Genomic DNA, 15,296 nt, shown 5'->3' with positions numbered 1-15,296 from the left:
GATTAGATGTCTAGTACTTGTGGTTGTTGAGCAGCATGGTTGTGCTCAGCGCCAGCGTAAACTTTTAGCTTACGGTACATAGCACGGCCTAGAGGACCACGTGGAAGCATACCTTTAACCGCTAGTTCAAGAACCATTTCTGGCTTACGATCGATCAGCTTTTCAAAAGTGATTGATTTAAGACCACCAGGGAACTCAGAGTGACGGTAGTAAACTTTGTTCTTAGCTTTGTTACCAGTTACAGCAACTTTTTCCGCATTGATAACGATGATGTAGTCACCAGCGTCACAGTGTGGAGTGTATTCAGCTTTGTGTTTGCCACGTAGGCGAGATGCAATTTCACTTGCTAGACGGCCAAGAGTTTTACCTTCAGCGTCTACAACGTACCAGTCGCGTTTTACAGTTTCTGGTTTAGCAACGAAAGTTTTCATGCTAATAATAACCCGTTAAATTAAGATTAAACTTTACAGGAGTACCCACGGTACTCCCACACTGTCTAAGAGCCCAGTCATCACCCCTTCGAGCGGTTGGCACTCTCGACCAAATTCCGAAATAACTTCGATATCAGGTCTGCAGTAACGGTGGGTCGCAGGATTATATTGAAGTGAGCTGAAAAAATCATCTCTTTTTTTTAAGAAAGATCCCACTTTTTACTTCAACAGCAAAAATTTTGTTTACTTAGGCTAAATGCTCTAACGCTAAGTAGTCATGGCTCTGCATCTCAGTTAAGCGAGATATACAACGTTTAAATTCAAACTCAAGCTGCCCGTTAGTATAAAGCGCTTCCAACTCAACCTCTGCCGAGATGATTAACTTCACATTACGCTCATAAAACTCATCCACTAAGGCAATAAAACGACGCGCGGCATCATCAATGGTGCGATTCATCTGCAATACATCAGCCAGCAATACCGTATGGTAGATACGTGACAGCTCAATATAGTCATTTTGGCTGCGAGCCGTTTGGCACAATTGGGCAAAGGTGGCATGAAGAACACCATCTGCTGCTTTTTCTACCGCGATTTGGCGGTGGTTGATTTCAATCTCTTGAGTCCCCCCTTTACCTTCACCGACCAATTGTAAGTAATAACGCTGCATATTCTCACTGGCAACTTGGTCAAGAGGATAATGGTATATCTCCGCCTGCTCTAAGGTTCTTAGCCGATAATCAATACCACTATCGACATTCATAATTAAGCAGTGCTTTTCGATTAATTCGATTGCAGGCAAAAAACGCGCTCGTTGTAAGCCATTGCGATATAGGTCATGGGGTGGGATATTCGACGTCGCAACTAAAATCACACCACGCTCAAACAGCGCTTGAAACAAAGTACCAAGGATCATCGCGTCGGTGATGTCCGAAACAAAAAATTCATCAAAGCAGATAATCTCCGCCTCTTGCTTAAATTTGTCAGCCACCACATTGAGTGGGTCACTTTTATCGCCCAATGCATTCAACTCATCATGCACACGCAACATAAAGCGGTGAAAATGGACACGCATTTTTTTATCGCTCGGCAGCGCATCAAAGAAAGTGTCCATTAGATACGTTTTTCCGCGACCGACTCCACCCCAGAAATAAAGCCCTTGTGGCGCTTGAGGCAAAACGTCTTTTTTGCCAAACCAGCTCTTCCATTTAGGCAGAACCTCGACGGGTGTTTGCTGGTAAGCAATGAATTGATGATAAAGATTGTCGAGGGCTTCGACGGCTTGAAGCTGTGCACTATCTTGTTGGAAGTTGTGCAGCTCAATATCAGATTTATATCTTTGTAACGGTGTCATGGGCTAGACCTTAGTTTCACTGCAGCGCCTAGCTATCCAATCTCTCTGCTCTATACTATGTTTTGCGCAGTTTCGCTGGATAGGGTCACACGCATTTTTCTTTATTGGTTTAATTTCTCATAGTACCATGTGATATGAGCATGTGTAACCACTTGGTAAACAACATGTAAAACAAATAATAAGGAGCAATTATGCCTTGGATTTATGCCCTTGTAGGTGTGCTTGTTGGCGCAGTGATTGGATTTGCTATTTCCCGCTTTACCGCACCTGACTACAAGAAACAAAAGAAACTCTACAAAGATTTAGAAACAGCAAAGTTTGAACTTGAACAGCAAAAACAAGAGTTGACTGATCACTTTGCTCAATCAGCTGAAATGTTGGACTCTCTAGGTAAAGAGTACACGAAGCTTTACCAGCACATGGCGAAAACCTCTTCTGAACTGCTGCCAAACATTCCAGAACAAGATAACCCATTTGCACAAAAAGTCGCTCAGCAAAAAGCGGCAGCGAGTGCAGATGAATCTTTAGAAGATGCACCAAAAGATTATGCCAACGGGGCTACGGGTCTGCTGCGTGAAGAGAAAAAAGAGTACGTCGACGCACCGGAACCAACCGAGGAAAAAAAAGCCTCTTAAAAACTGAATAAATTTAGTCCTCTGTGAACTAAGTAGGTTTTTTCGAGTCATATCTCCCATAAGTAACTATTGTTCTGCTATTTGTTACGTAAATAGTTACGTAACAAAGTAGAACGTAACGAGCCAACCCAGCGATTCAGCGGTTGGCTCTTAATAGGTCCTCACTTTATAGGAGTTATTCGATGAAAAAACCTTTGCTTGTCTTAACAGCATTATCTCTAAGCTTAAGTTCGATCATCACATCATTGCCTGCTACCGCAGCGCTTCCAGTCTCAGTTGGTGGTGAGCAATTACCAAGTCTTGCACCTATGCTAGAAAAAGTAACCCCAGCGGTGGTTAGCATTGATGTAGAAGGTACCCAAGTTTCCCGTCAACGTATTCCAGAGCAGTTCCGCTTTTTCTTCGGTCCTGACTTCCCTGCCGAGCAATTACAAGAACGCCCATTTAGAGGGCTAGGTTCTGGTGTCATTGTCGATGCGAAAAAAGGCTATATCGTTACTAACTTCCATGTAATTAAAGGCGCTGAAAAAATCCGCGTTAAACTGCATGATGGTCGCGAGTACGATGCCGAGCTGATTGGCGGTGATGAGATGTCGGATATTGCACTGCTAAAACTCGAAGAAGCAAAAAACTTAACTCAAATCACGTTGGCTGATTCTGACCAGTTACGCGTTGGCGATTTTAGCGTTGCGATTGGTAACCCATTTGGCTTAGGTCAAACGGTGACATCAGGCATCGTATCAGCCCTAGGTCGTAGCGGGTTAAACATCGAAAACTTCGAGAACTTTATTCAAACTGATGCGGCGATCAACAGTGGCAACTCGGGTGGCGCACTGGTGAATCTCAATGGTGAGCTGATTGGTATCAATACTGCTATTCTCGGACCGAATGGCGGTAACGTCGGCATCGGCTTTGCCATTCCGTCGAATATGATGAAAAACCTCACCGAGCAAATCCTTGAATTTGGTGAAGTGAAACGTGGCATGCTTGGTGTTCAAGGTGGTGAAGTCACGTCTGAACTTGCAGAAGCCTTAGGTTATGAATCGAGCAAGGGGGCGTTTGTTAGCCAAGTCATGCCTGATAGCGCCGCAGAAAAAGCCGGGCTAAAAGCGGGCGATATCATTGTGTCAGTCAATGGTAAGGCAATCAGCACCTTCCATGAACTGCGCGCCAAAATTGGTACGCTAGGCGCAGGCAAAGAGGTTGAGCTTGGCGTTTTGCGTGATGGCAAAGAGAAAAGCTTTGATGTAGTGCTGGGTGAGCAAACCAACGTTAAAACCACCGCCGATAAACTGCACGAAGGTCTTGCGGGTGCGGAGCTCACTAACACCAACGCTAGCGATAACGCAACGGGAGTAAAAGTAACATCCGTTGCAGAAGGCTCTCCTGCTGCCAGCTATGAATTGCAGCAAGGCGATATCATCATTGGCGTCAACCGCCAAAGAGTAAAAAACCTAGCGGAGTTCCGTGCAATTGTTGAAAAGCACAAAGGGATTTTGGCACTGAATATCCAACGCGGTGATCGAACGCTTTACCTAGTTGTGCGCTAAAGGTCAAACGCCCTAACGTTAAAGGGACAGTAAAGCAATTTACTGTCCCTTTTTACTGCCTCATGATCAGCGGATGTGAAGAAATAGACATCTATACCGAATCAACCTGACACAGTACTGGGTATAATGCTATCCTTCTGATTTTGTTCTGTCTGTTATTCATTTGGGGAATGTATGCTCAGTTTTTTATTGCGCTCAGTAGGACTCGGTCTTGCAACAGCGGCACTGCTGCTGGTAGCCGTACCGTCACTGCGCACAAATGTGCTGCCAGACAACATCACTGACCCCATTAGTGATATCACCTCATTACAAGTCTCATTTAATGATGCTGTGCGTAAGGCTGCACCTGCTGTCGTCAACATATATAGCCGCAAATACACTGAAGAAGATCGCTCTAAACTTCTCACTCAAGGGCTAGGTTCCGGCGTTATTGTCAGTGAAAAAGGCTACATCATCACCAACTACCATGTGGTTGCTCAAGCAGACCAAATTATTGTCGCTTTGCAAGATGGTCGTGTTGCCGCTGCACAACTTGTTGGTAAGGATCGCCGTACTGATATTGCCGTTTTACGTATTGAAGGCTCGAATCTGCCCGTGATCCCGCTCAACTCTGACTACAAAGCTAAGGTAGGTGACATAGTGCTCGCGATTGGTAACCCCTACAACCTTGGGCAAACCACCACCTTTGGTATTATTTCGGCTACAGGTCGCTCTTCTATCAGTGCCGGCGGGCGCCAAGCATTTATCCAAACCGATGCTGCCATCAATGAGGGGAACTCGGGTGGTGCTTTAGTCAATACGCGCGGTGAATTAGTCGGTATTAATACCGCCTCCTTCCAGCAGGCAACAGATTTGGAAACCTACGGTATCTCATTTGCCATTCCTTACTCACTCGCCAATCAAATCATGAATAAAATCATCGCGGATGGACGTGTGATTCGCGGCTACATCGGTGTCGATGGACAAGATATCACCTCAGTGACAGCTCGTTTACTTGGTAATGAACATCTGGGTGGCATCATTGTACTCGGTGTCGACCCTAATGGTCCGGCGGCTGATGCAGGATTTCAAGCACAAGACATTATCTTGAAAATCGACGGACAAAAAATCAATGGTCGCCAAAGTGTGTTGGAAATCGTTACCGAACTGCGCCCTGGTACGACCGTTGATGTGTTGGTGCTCAGAAAAGGTAAAGAGTTAACCATTCCGGTGACAGTGGCAGAAGATACGCGCGAATAATTGCGTTAAGTGAATCTTTACCTAACAGATTTTACCTAACGGATAGTCGCTTTGATTAAATAACTCTCAAGCAATCTTCACTCAAACTGCAGAAACAAAAAAACCAGCCGAGGCTGGTTTTTTTATCTTTATTCGCTGACGCTTTCTTCGCTTGCATCATCGCTTGAGTCAATCTCAATGCGAGTCACTCGCTGCAAGCCACGTGGTAGTAGTGCACCACGGCGTCCACGTTCGCCACGGAAGTTCTCAAGATCAGACGGTTTCAAACCTAACTTGCGTTTGCCTGCATACAGAGTAATCGAGCAATCTTTAGGGATAGACATCAAATGCGACACTATCTCTTCACGCTCTTTCGCTTTCGCAGCTGGAATATTGATGATCTTATTACCCTTACCTTTACCCAGTTGTGGCAGTTCCTTAATTGGGAACAATAGCATACGCCCTTGGTTGGTTATCGCTAAGATTTCATCACTGTCCAGATCACGGATTGTCTGTGGTGTCATGACCTGTGAGTTTTGCGGTAGTGTCACTAACGCTTTACCACTGCGGTTCTTCGACAGTAAGTCGCTACCTTTACACACAAAACCATAACCCGCATCCGAGCCAATCAACCATAGTTGAGTCTCCTCACCCATGATCACTTGGCGAACCGACGTTCCCGCTGCAACATTCAAGCGCCCCGTAATAGGCTCACCTTGACTGCGCGCGGATGGTAATGAATGCGACTCAAGTGAGTAACTACGACCATCACTGCCTAAGAACACGGCTTGTTGGTTGCTCTTACCGCGAGCATGAGCAAGATAGCTATCACCAGACTTATAGCTAAGTCCTTGAGCATCGACTTCGTGTCCTTTCGCATGACGAATCCAACCTTTGTCAGATAGCACCACGGTAATCGGCTCACTTGGTACTAGGTCACGCTCAGTCAGCGCTTTCGCTTCAGCTCGTTCCACCAGCGGAGAACGGCGATCGTCACCATACTTTTCTGCGTCCGCTTTGATCTCTTTTTTCAGTAGCGTATTGAGACGGCGCTCAGAGCCAAGTAGCAGTTCTAGCTTCTCACGCTCTTTTTCTAGCTCGTCTTGCTCACCACGGATCTTCATCTCTTCCAATTTGGCAAGATGACGAAGTTTGGTATCGAGAATCGCATCCGCCTGAATATCCGTAATCCCAAAGCGTGCCATTAATACCGCTTTTGGATCATCTTCAGTACGGATGATTTCAATCACTTCATCTAAGTTTAGATAAGCAACCAACAAACCTTCTAAGATATGTAAGCGCGCTAACACTTTATCTAGACGATATTGCAAACGACGCGTCACGGTCAAGCGGCGGAACTCAATCCACTCAGAGAGAATTTGTACCAAGCCTTTAACTTGCGGACGATTGTCTAGACCGATCATGTTCAAGTTAACGCGGAAGCTCTTCTCCAAATCCGTCGATGCAAACAGATGATTCATCAACTGATCGCAATCAACACGATTTGAACGCGGTACAATCACGATACGCGTTGGGTTTTCGTGATCCGATTCATCGCGTAAATCTTCTACCATTGGTAGTTTCTTCGCGCGCATTTGGTTAGCGATCTGCTCAAGCAACTTCGCGCCTGACGTTTGGTGCGGCAAAGCGGTGATAACGATATCAGACCCTTCTTTGTGCCACACTGCGCGCATCTTAATGCTGCCGCGACCAGTGCGATAAATCTTTTCGATCTCCGCTTGAGGCGAGGTAATTTCCGCTTCTGTCGGGTAATCCGGACCTTTCACGAACTGCATCACATCTGCCAACTCCGCTTTCGGGTTGTCGATCATGTGGATGGTTGCTTCCGCCACTTCACGTACGTTGTGTGGTGGAATATCAGTCGCCATACCAACTGCGATACCCGTTACGCCATTTAGCAGAATATGCGGCAGACGAGCTGGCAACATTTGTGGCTCTTTCATCGTGCCATCAAAGTTAGGTTGCCATTCAACGGTACCTTGACCTAATTCGCCTAGCAGTACTTCAGCAAACTTAGATAATTTTGCTTCGGTATAACGCATTGCCGCGAATGATTTCGGATCATCTGGCGCACCCCAGTTACCTTGACCGTCAACCAATGGGTAGCGGTAAGAGAAAGGCTGAGCCATCAATACCATCGCTTCGTAACATGCAGAGTCACCGTGCGGGTGGTATTTACCCAACACGTCACCAACGGTACGTGCTGATTTTTTGTATTTCGCTGATGCCGACAGACCAAGCTCCGACATCGCGTAGATAATACGACGTTGAACCGGTTTTAAACCGTCGCCAATGTATGGCAACGCACGGTCCATAATTACGTACATCGAGTAGTTTAGATAAGCGTCTTCGGTGAACTTGCGCATCGGCAACTGTTCAACGCCATCATAAGTAATTTCTGTAGACATCCGTTAAACCTCTGCCATATCGCCGTTATTTTGTAGCCATGAGCGACGATCATCTGCACGCTTCTTACCCAGTAGCATGTCCATCATTTCCATCGTCGCTTCATCGTCATCGATAGTCAGTTGAACAAGGCGGCGGGTGTTTGGATCCATTGTCGTTTCACGCAGTTGCAGTGGATTCATCTCGCCCAGACCTTTGAATCGCTGCACGTTGATCTTAGCTTTCTTCTTCGACAGACGCTCTAAGATGCCTTCTTTCTCATCGTCATCAAGGGCGTAGAACACTTCTTTGCCGCAGTCGATACGATAGAGAGGTGGCATCGCCACATAGATATGACCCGCTTCAACCAGAGCTCGGAAATGACGCGTAAACAGTGCACACAACAGCGTTGCAATGTGCAAACCATCCGAGTCCGCATCGGCTAGGATACAAATTTTACCGTAACGTAGGCTTTCTAAGTTGTCGCTATCAGGGTCAATACCCAAAGCCACCGAAATATCGTGCACTTCTTGCGACGCGAGTACTTGGTCAGCAGACACTTCCCACGTGTTTAGGATCTTACCGCGCAGTGGCATTACCGCTTGGAATTCACGATCACGCGCTTGTTTTGCCGAACCACCTGCCGAGTCCCCTTCCACGAAGAAAATTTCAGTTCGGCTTAAGTCTTGTACCGAACAGTCGGTTAACTTACCTGGTAGCGCTGGACCTGAGGCAATTTTCTTACGCACCACTTTTTTGCTGGCGCGCATACGGCGATGTGCGTTGGCGATACAAACTTCTGCCAATTGTTCAGCCAGCTGTGGTTTTTCATTGAGCCATAAGCTGAAGACATCTTTAACCACACCCGATACAAACGCAGCGGTTTGACGCGAAGAAAGACGCTCTTTAGTTTGACCAGCAAATTGCGGATCTTGCATCTTAACCGACAGAACGTATGAACAGCGGTCAAACACGTCATCACCCGTTAGCTTTACACCGCGAGGCAATAGATTGCGGAATTCACAGAACTCACGCATCGCATCCAACAAACCTTGGCGCAGACCGTTAACGTGCGTACCACCTTGAGCCGTCGGGATTAAGTTAACGTAGCTCTCGGTGATCATCTCGCCGCCTTCTGGCTGCCAAATTACCGCCCAGTTAGCCGCTTCTGTTTCCGCAGAGAATTCACCGGTAAATGGTTCTTCTGGTAGTAGGGTGTAACCTTTTACCCCTTCGGCAAGGTAATCTTTTAGACCATCTTCGTAGTACCACTGGTAATCTTTACCATTCACTTTGTCAGTAAAAGTGATTTCTAAACCAGGGCAAAGCACCGCTTTCGCACGTAGGTTATTCACCAAGCGTGTTACTGAGAAGTTGGCAGAATCGAAGTATTTGGCGTCTGGCCAGAAGTGTACACTGGTACCGCGATTACGGCGTCCACAGGTACCGACTACGGTCAGTTCAGAAACTTTATCACCATGTTCAAAGGCGATTTCATACACTTGTCCATCACGTCTTACCGTCACTTCAACACGTTTTGACAGTGCGTTTACTACCGAGATACCTACCCCGTGTAGACCACCTGAAAATTGATAGTTCTTGTTCGAGAACTTACCACCGGCATGAAGTTTACAAAGGATAAGTTCTACACCTGAGACTTTTTCTTCAGGGTGAATATCTACCGGCATACCACGGCCATCATCGATGACTTCCAGCGATTGGTCTGCATGCAGAATCACTTGTACCTTAGAGGCATGTCCGGCTAGCGCTTCATCGACACTGTTGTCGATGACTTCTTGACCCAAGTGGTTTGGGCGCGCTGTATCCGTATACATCCCTGGTCGGCGACGTACTGGCTCCAGGCCATTAAGAACCTCAATGGCCCCAGCATTATATTGTTCAGTCATAATACGGAAATTCGTTATGGAAATTGAATTGGTTACTTTGCAGAGTGCGCATTACGCAAGAGCGATGCTAGTAAAAACAGAGCAACCGCTGAATATATCAGCGTCTAACAACTGCAATAGTATAGGGTCAACATAGTCTGGAAGAGACCTGTTTATGTCAAGTGAGATACGTAAGTAACCAGTAAATTTATGACTCTTCCCTCAATGAACGGTAAATTTTTGAGCAACTCACATCAAGGGAAAAATCAGCGTGCAGATTATAGACCTAAAAACTCGATAATCTGTTGTGGGTATCGTTCAAAGTCGACAAAGCTATGATCACCGCCTTGTTCAACGTTTTGCTTGCAAGCAGAATACTTAGCCACCGCTTGGCGATAATCAAGCACTTCGTCTTCTGTTTGCTGTAACAACCAAAAGTCATTCGGGCTATTGAGCTCTGCGACATCCAGCGCTTTGAGCTCATCAATATGATGAGGCTCTAGTATATAGCGCTCGTGGGTATAAGGATTCTCTTGTTCACCTAGGTAATCAAGTAATAGCTCATAGGGTTTGACTGCCGGATTAACCACTACCGCTTTAAAGCCAAACTGACTGTTGAGCCAAGTTGACATATAGCCACCTAAAGAGCTACCTACCAAGGCAATGTTATAATCACTTTGGTACTGCTCAACCAACGTTAATAAACATTCGGCGGCTTGTTGAGGAAAACAAGGTAATTGCGGCACCACGACTTTGATATCTGGGCGGTACTGAGCGCAATACTCTTTCATCACGTTCGCTTTATGGGACAACGGAGAGCTGTTAAATCCGTGAATATACAACAATAAAGAGGGTTTCATCGCTCGCTACTCTCTGGCTATTGGTATCGCCAACACAAAACATTGTGATACAGAATGGGGAAAACCCCAACGGATTAATATCCGTTGGAGTCAAAATTAGGGGTGAACAAGCCTTCTTCCAAACGTTTTACACGAGTATCGAAACTGCCGTCTGCGTTCAGTTCCAATTCACGCCAACCTGGCGAGCAGGTATCTAAGGCAAAATCATCACTATTCGGCTTAAACTGGACACAAGTCGATGGTGTAGCAATCACTGCTGCACCACGATGGGTTTTATGCATATCTTGATGAACGTGACCACAAATAATTGCGCGCACATTGTCATGGCGCTCAACGACTTGCCAAAACTGGTCAGCATCTTTCAGCGTGTGCTGATCGAGCCAAGCACTGCCGACTAGCAGTGAATGGTGATGAAGTAAAACTAGAGTATGACGCTCAGGGTACTGAGAAAGTTTCGCCTCCAGCAGATCCAATTGTTGCTGGCTCAAGCGACCATGTGGAACCCCCTCGACTTGAGAATCGAGTAAGATCATTTGCCAATGCTCACCAAGCAACTCATGTTCAACCTGTACAATTTGCTCAGACGGTAACACTGTGCCCATACTTGGCTTGTAGTCGTGATTTCCCGGCAACCAATAGCAAGGTTGTTGCAAAGGTTGGATGCCTTCAGCAAAACGTTGGTATGAAGCATCGGTGTGATCTTGGGAAATATCGCCAGTTGCCAAAATAGCTTCGAATTCGAAACCATCTTGTTTCACCGCTTCGACCACGGCTTTAAAGCTCTCGTTGGTACAAACGCTGAGCAAGCTTCCGTCTTCCGCTTCAAACAGATGTGTATCGGTGATTTGCAGGAGTTTAATTGTCTCTTTCACTGAGGTGTTTGACGTCACTTTCAAATTTAAAACCTAAATATTCAGAGGCGTACGGCTTATTCCATGTCGTAGACAAAACGACAGCCAGTCACCTAGAAAACGGTTCAATTGTGCTTTTTCGTCTTTTTGAACCATTTTGTCATTTGGATAATCGTATCGAGCTTTGACTCGATTTAAGTATTCACTGCTACACACTTCTGCTACCCGAGCATCGTGATAAAGCCTGACAGACATTTTCGGCAATGGAAATATTGGAACGTCATCGCTTTGACAAATATCAACCAAAGTTGTGTACTTTGTGACTTCACCCACTTGTATTTGGTACGACATACTGGCAGCTTGATAGCAACGCACGTCGCCGACACTCGGTTGCGTTGGCAACAAAGCGTTAAGCTTGGCGTAATTGGTTTCATACACTCGCATCAGTTCTGCAAAATCAACATGATACGGCTTTCTATCTGCTACTCTTGCCATTGTACTCTTAAACGTTGGTGATTAAGCATCAACCATTGCAACGCAATAATGGATGCGCCATTCTCAAAACGACCACTTTCTACCCATTGGTAGGCTTGTTCGCGACTGACCACGTGAACGCGAATATCTTCACCTTCATAGTCTAAACCATGAATGCCGTGTGCGGTTGAAGCATCAACCTCGCCGACGAATACATCTAATCGTTCCGAGCAACCACCCGAAGACGGGTAATAAGATGTCACCGGCGTTAAGCGATTGATCTCTATTCCGGCTTCTTCCGTTGCTTCTCGACGAGCCACCTCTTCGGCACTTTCATCGCGGTCGATAATGCCAGCAACAATTTCTAACTGCCATGGTTGAGCATGCTCTAATGCGCCAACTCGGATCTGCTCGACTAATACCACTTGATCAGTAATCGGATCATAAGGCAATAACGCGGCGGCGTGACCACGCTCAAACATCTCCCGTTCAATAACCTCACTCCACCCACCAGCAAACAATCTATGCTTAAAGCGGTATTTAACCATTTTGAAATACCCCTGAAAAACCGTCTCTTTTGAGATTATTTCGACATCTTGAGTGGTAAATAGTGATGAATCATTGTTCGAGTGTTGCATTTGGCACCTCTGTCAGTGAATCTAATAGTTTACTTAGTGTCTTGCTGTTGTTCCATCGACGTAGCTCAACTTTTTGTACAATTTTTCTAAGAAATTTTAAATTTACACTCTTTTTATTGCACAGCCGGACAATTAAGTGTAAAAGAATGCAAAGTTTAGAATGAATTAGCGTCAATTTGAGTTAAACTCTTGTACAGCAGAACCCATAATTTTATCTAGCAGGAATCGAACCCATGAAAAAACTGCTTCCATTATTTATCAGTGCAGCGCTAGGTAGCCTTAGTACTTCCGCTTGGGCTGATACTCTGGCAGATATTTACAACCAAGCAAAAGAAAACGATCCAACACTTTTGAGTGCAGCCGCTACTCGTGATGAGGCTTTTGAAGCGATCAACTCTTCTCGCGCAAGTTTGCTACCACAAATTGGTCTTTCAGCTGGTTACGATATTAACCGTGGCGAGCGTAACAACTTAGACAATGATAGTGATGGCTGGAATGCAGGCATCAATTTCACGCAAGAGCTTTACAACCGCTCGAGCTGGATCACGCTAGATACAGCAGAAAAAGGGGCTCGCCAAGCTGATGCAGCATACGCAGCAGTACAACAAGCGTTAATTCTACGCGTTTCTCAAGCTTATTTTGATGTTCTACGTGCGCAAGACAATTTAGTTTTCGTTCGCGCAGAAAAAGCGGCAGTAGGTCGCCAACTAGAGCAAACTAAACAGCGTTTTGAAGTGGGTCTATCAGCGATTACTGACGTGCACGATGCACAAGCTCAATACGATGCAGTATTGGCCGATGAAGTATTGGCAGAAAACGACCTAGTAAACAGCTACGAAGGTCTACGTGAAATTACGGGTCAAGAGCACTCTAACCTAGATGTACTTGATACTAAGCGTTTCTCTGCAAGCAAAACTGCGCAGACGATCGATGCTTTGCTATCTGAAGCACAACAGAAAAACCTTAGCCTGTTGTCTGCGCGCATTTCACAAGATATCGCGAAAGATAACATCTCAAACGCAAGCTCTGGTCATTTACCAACTCTAAATCTGAAAGGTGGTTATAACCTAACTGATATTGATGGCGATCTGGGTGACAATGACAGCGATAACCTAAACCTAGGCTTGCAACTTGAAGTTCCTCTTTACACAGGTGGTGCGGTTACATCGGCAACCAAACAAGCCGAGTTCGCTTACGTTTCAGCAAGCCAAGATCTAGAGAAGACCTACCGCAGTGTGGTTAAAGATGTGCGCGCTTCAAATAACGACATTGGCGCTTCTATCGGTGCACTGCGCGCATTTGAGCAGACAGTGATTTCAGCTGAGTCAGCGCTTGAAGCAACAGAAGCCGGTTTTGATGTGGGTACACGTACTATCGTTGACGTATTAGATGCGACTCGTCGTCTATACGATGCGAATAAGAGCCTATCAAACGCACGTTACAACTACATCTTAAGTGTATTAAGCCTACGTCAAGCTGTGGGTACACTAAGCGAGCAAGATATCCTAGATATCAACGCAGGTCTTAAACCAGCAAAATAATCCGCTCGTACCCTATAAAAAAACCTGCTCAATGAGCAGGTTTTTTTCGTCTCGCGTTTACAGCAATGATTACTCTTGCTCGCGGAACACGACTAAGCGTTTCGGAGCGACGCGACCATTGTCATCAATTTGCGCGACACCGATAAAGAGCTTTTCTTCACCACTCGTCATGCGTACCGTACCTTCTGCTGGCACACCAGCCACTTGTACTGGCATACCATGTTGAACCAAATCCGTTAACTCGGCATTCATGTTCACTTCTGGTAGGTCTTCGACTGCGGTATCCATCGGTAGCAACAGCGGATCAAGTAAATCGCGCGGCGCAATCTCCTCACGATGGGCTTGCTCAAGCAATTCATTCAACTGCTCTAGCGTTACCATACGTTCGTAAGGGTACTTCGCAACACCGGTGCGGCGCAGCATAGTTACATGAGCACCACAACCCAGCATCTCACCAAGATCATCAACGATAGTACGGATGTAAGTGCCTTTCGAGCAGTGTACTTCCATCTCAACTTCATCGCCCTCAAAGCGATGCAGTACAATTTCGTATACGGTGATCTTGCGCGATTCACGTGGTACTTCAATGCCTTTACGTGCGTATTCGTACAAAGGCTTGCCTTGGTACTTAAGCGCGGAGAACATTGATGGTACTTGATCTGATTCACCACGGAATTTATCGATGCACGCTTCTAGCTTCGCCAGGTCCACATCGACAGGGCGAGTTTCAACCACTTCACCGTCAGAATCAGAGGTATCCGTGCGTTCACCCAACTTAGCAATAACGCGGTAGCGTTTATCTGAGTCCAATAGGAACTGAGAAAACTTGGTCGCTTCACCTAAGCAAATTGGCAGCATGCCAGTTGCCAAAGGATCTAGAGCGCCAGTATGACCCGCTTTTTCTGCAAAGTAGATACGCTTTACTTTTTGTAGCGCATCGTTTGATGAAATACCGGTTGGCTTATCCAATAGGATCACGCCATCAATAGGACGACCTTTGCGACGACGAGCCATTACTCTTCGTCCTCACGACCTGCATCTTTTTGCTTTTGCTTGTCGTTACTTACAACTTCAGTCACAAGGTTAGACATGCGCATACCTTCCACTAACGTGTTGTCGTAGTGGAAACGGATTTCAGGTGTTAGACGTAGACGAATACGCTTACCTAGCATCATGCGGATGTGAACTTCATGCTCGCGCAGTGCAGCAAGACATGATTCAGGTGTTTGCTCACCCACGCATAGGAAAGTAACGAATACTTTCGCGTAAGCAAGGTCACGAGATACTTCTACGTCTGAGATGGTTACCATACCTAGACGAGAATCACGAACTTCGCGTTGAAGGATCATCGCAAGTTCTTTTTGCAGCTGCTGTGCTACGCGCTGCGTGCGGCTAAATTCTTTTGACATAATTCTTCTCTTATATAGAAAGAATGGGGGGATGGTTAACCCAGCC

Annotated in this window: 14 protein-coding genes; 4 read left to right on the top strand and 10 right to left on the bottom strand. The window is 46.0% G+C overall.

Annotation, left to right across the window (positions count from 1 at the left end):
- Positions 1–2: 2 nt before the first annotated feature.
- Positions 3–431, bottom strand: a complete 429-nt coding sequence (gene rplM / locus GZN30_RS01065) for a 50S ribosomal protein L13 (protein ID WP_075649306.1) — start codon at positions 429–431, stop codon at positions 3–5.
- Between the two features lie 247 nt (positions 432–678).
- Positions 679–1,782 (bottom strand): cell division protein ZapE, encoded by a 1,104-nt coding sequence (gene zapE, locus GZN30_RS01060; RefSeq protein ID WP_075649307.1) that lies wholly within the window; start codon positions 1,780–1,782, stop codon positions 679–681.
- 191 nt (positions 1,783–1,973) lie between these two features.
- Between zapE and zapG the strand changes: the two genes are divergently transcribed.
- The 3 genes from zapG (at position 1,974) to degS (ending at position 5,206) form a co-directional block, all read left to right on the top strand.
- Complete coding sequence (gene zapG, locus GZN30_RS01055) at positions 1,974–2,417, top strand: Z-ring associated protein ZapG (protein WP_075649308.1); 444 nt, start codon at positions 1,974–1,976, stop codon at positions 2,415–2,417.
- A gap of 182 nt (positions 2,418–2,599) precedes the next feature.
- Positions 2,600–3,967, top strand: coding sequence for a DegQ family serine endoprotease (locus GZN30_RS01050; RefSeq protein WP_075649309.1), 1,368 nt, complete (start codon positions 2,600–2,602; stop codon positions 3,965–3,967).
- A gap of 174 nt (positions 3,968–4,141) precedes the next feature.
- A complete protein-coding gene (degS, locus tag GZN30_RS01045; protein ID WP_075649310.1) occupies positions 4,142–5,206 on the top strand; it encodes an outer membrane-stress sensor serine endopeptidase DegS in 1,065 nt (354 codons plus the stop codon).
- A 128-nt stretch (positions 5,207–5,334) separates the two neighbouring features.
- On the opposite strand, the gene parC is transcribed toward degS, so the two are convergent.
- From parC to nudF, 6 genes are all read right to left on the bottom strand, one after another.
- Entirely contained in the window at positions 5,335–7,614 is a 2,280-nt protein-coding gene (gene parC, locus GZN30_RS01040) for a DNA topoisomerase IV subunit A (protein ID WP_075649311.1), read from the bottom strand.
- A gap of 3 nt (positions 7,615–7,617) precedes the next feature.
- Complete coding sequence (parE, locus tag GZN30_RS01035; RefSeq protein ID WP_075649312.1) at positions 7,618–9,498, bottom strand: DNA topoisomerase IV subunit B; 1,881 nt, start codon at positions 9,496–9,498, stop codon at positions 7,618–7,620.
- Positions 9,499–9,755: 257 nt separating this feature from the next.
- Positions 9,756–10,337, bottom strand: coding sequence for an esterase YqiA (yqiA, locus tag GZN30_RS01030; RefSeq protein ID WP_075649313.1), 582 nt, complete (start codon positions 10,335–10,337; stop codon positions 9,756–9,758).
- A 74-nt stretch (positions 10,338–10,411) separates the two neighbouring features.
- Entirely contained in the window at positions 10,412–11,233 is an 822-nt protein-coding gene (gene cpdA / locus GZN30_RS01025) for a 3',5'-cyclic-AMP phosphodiesterase (protein WP_075649314.1), read from the bottom strand.
- A gap of 9 nt (positions 11,234–11,242) precedes the next feature.
- Positions 11,243–11,683: a DUF1249 family protein gene (locus tag GZN30_RS01020; RefSeq protein ID WP_075649315.1), complete on the bottom strand. Its 441-nt coding sequence runs from the start codon at positions 11,681–11,683 to the stop codon at positions 11,243–11,245.
- Positions 11,671–12,300: an ADP-ribose diphosphatase gene (gene nudF / locus GZN30_RS01015; RefSeq protein ID WP_075649316.1), complete on the bottom strand. Its 630-nt coding sequence runs from the start codon at positions 12,298–12,300 to the stop codon at positions 11,671–11,673. The genes GZN30_RS01020 and nudF overlap by 13 nt, the downstream gene beginning before the upstream one ends.
- Before the next feature lie 233 nt (positions 12,301–12,533).
- On the opposite strand from nudF, the gene tolC reads away from it, so the two are divergent.
- Positions 12,534–13,841 carry an outer membrane channel protein TolC gene (gene tolC / locus GZN30_RS01010; protein WP_075649317.1) on the top strand — a complete coding sequence of 436 codons (1,308 nt, stop codon included), beginning with the start codon at positions 12,534–12,536 and terminating at the stop codon, positions 13,839–13,841.
- A 69-nt stretch (positions 13,842–13,910) separates the two neighbouring features.
- Here tolC and truB read toward each other — a convergent pair whose 3' ends face one another.
- Positions 13,911–14,855, bottom strand: a complete 945-nt coding sequence (gene truB, locus GZN30_RS01005) for a tRNA pseudouridine(55) synthase TruB (protein ID WP_075649318.1) — start codon at positions 14,853–14,855, stop codon at positions 13,911–13,913.
- On the bottom strand, positions 14,855–15,250 hold the full coding sequence (gene rbfA, locus GZN30_RS01000; RefSeq protein WP_075649319.1) for a 30S ribosome-binding factor RbfA: 396 nt from the start codon (positions 15,248–15,250) through the stop codon (positions 14,855–14,857). The genes truB and rbfA overlap by 1 nt, the downstream gene beginning before the upstream one ends.
- Between the last annotated feature and the right edge of the window lie 46 nt (positions 15,251–15,296).

The sequence above is a fragment of the Vibrio ponticus genome, from assembly GCF_009938225.1.
In the GTDB taxonomy this organism is placed as follows: domain Bacteria; phylum Pseudomonadota; class Gammaproteobacteria; order Enterobacterales; family Vibrionaceae; genus Vibrio; species Vibrio ponticus.
This window is presented reverse-complemented; position numbering and strand designations above follow the sequence as displayed.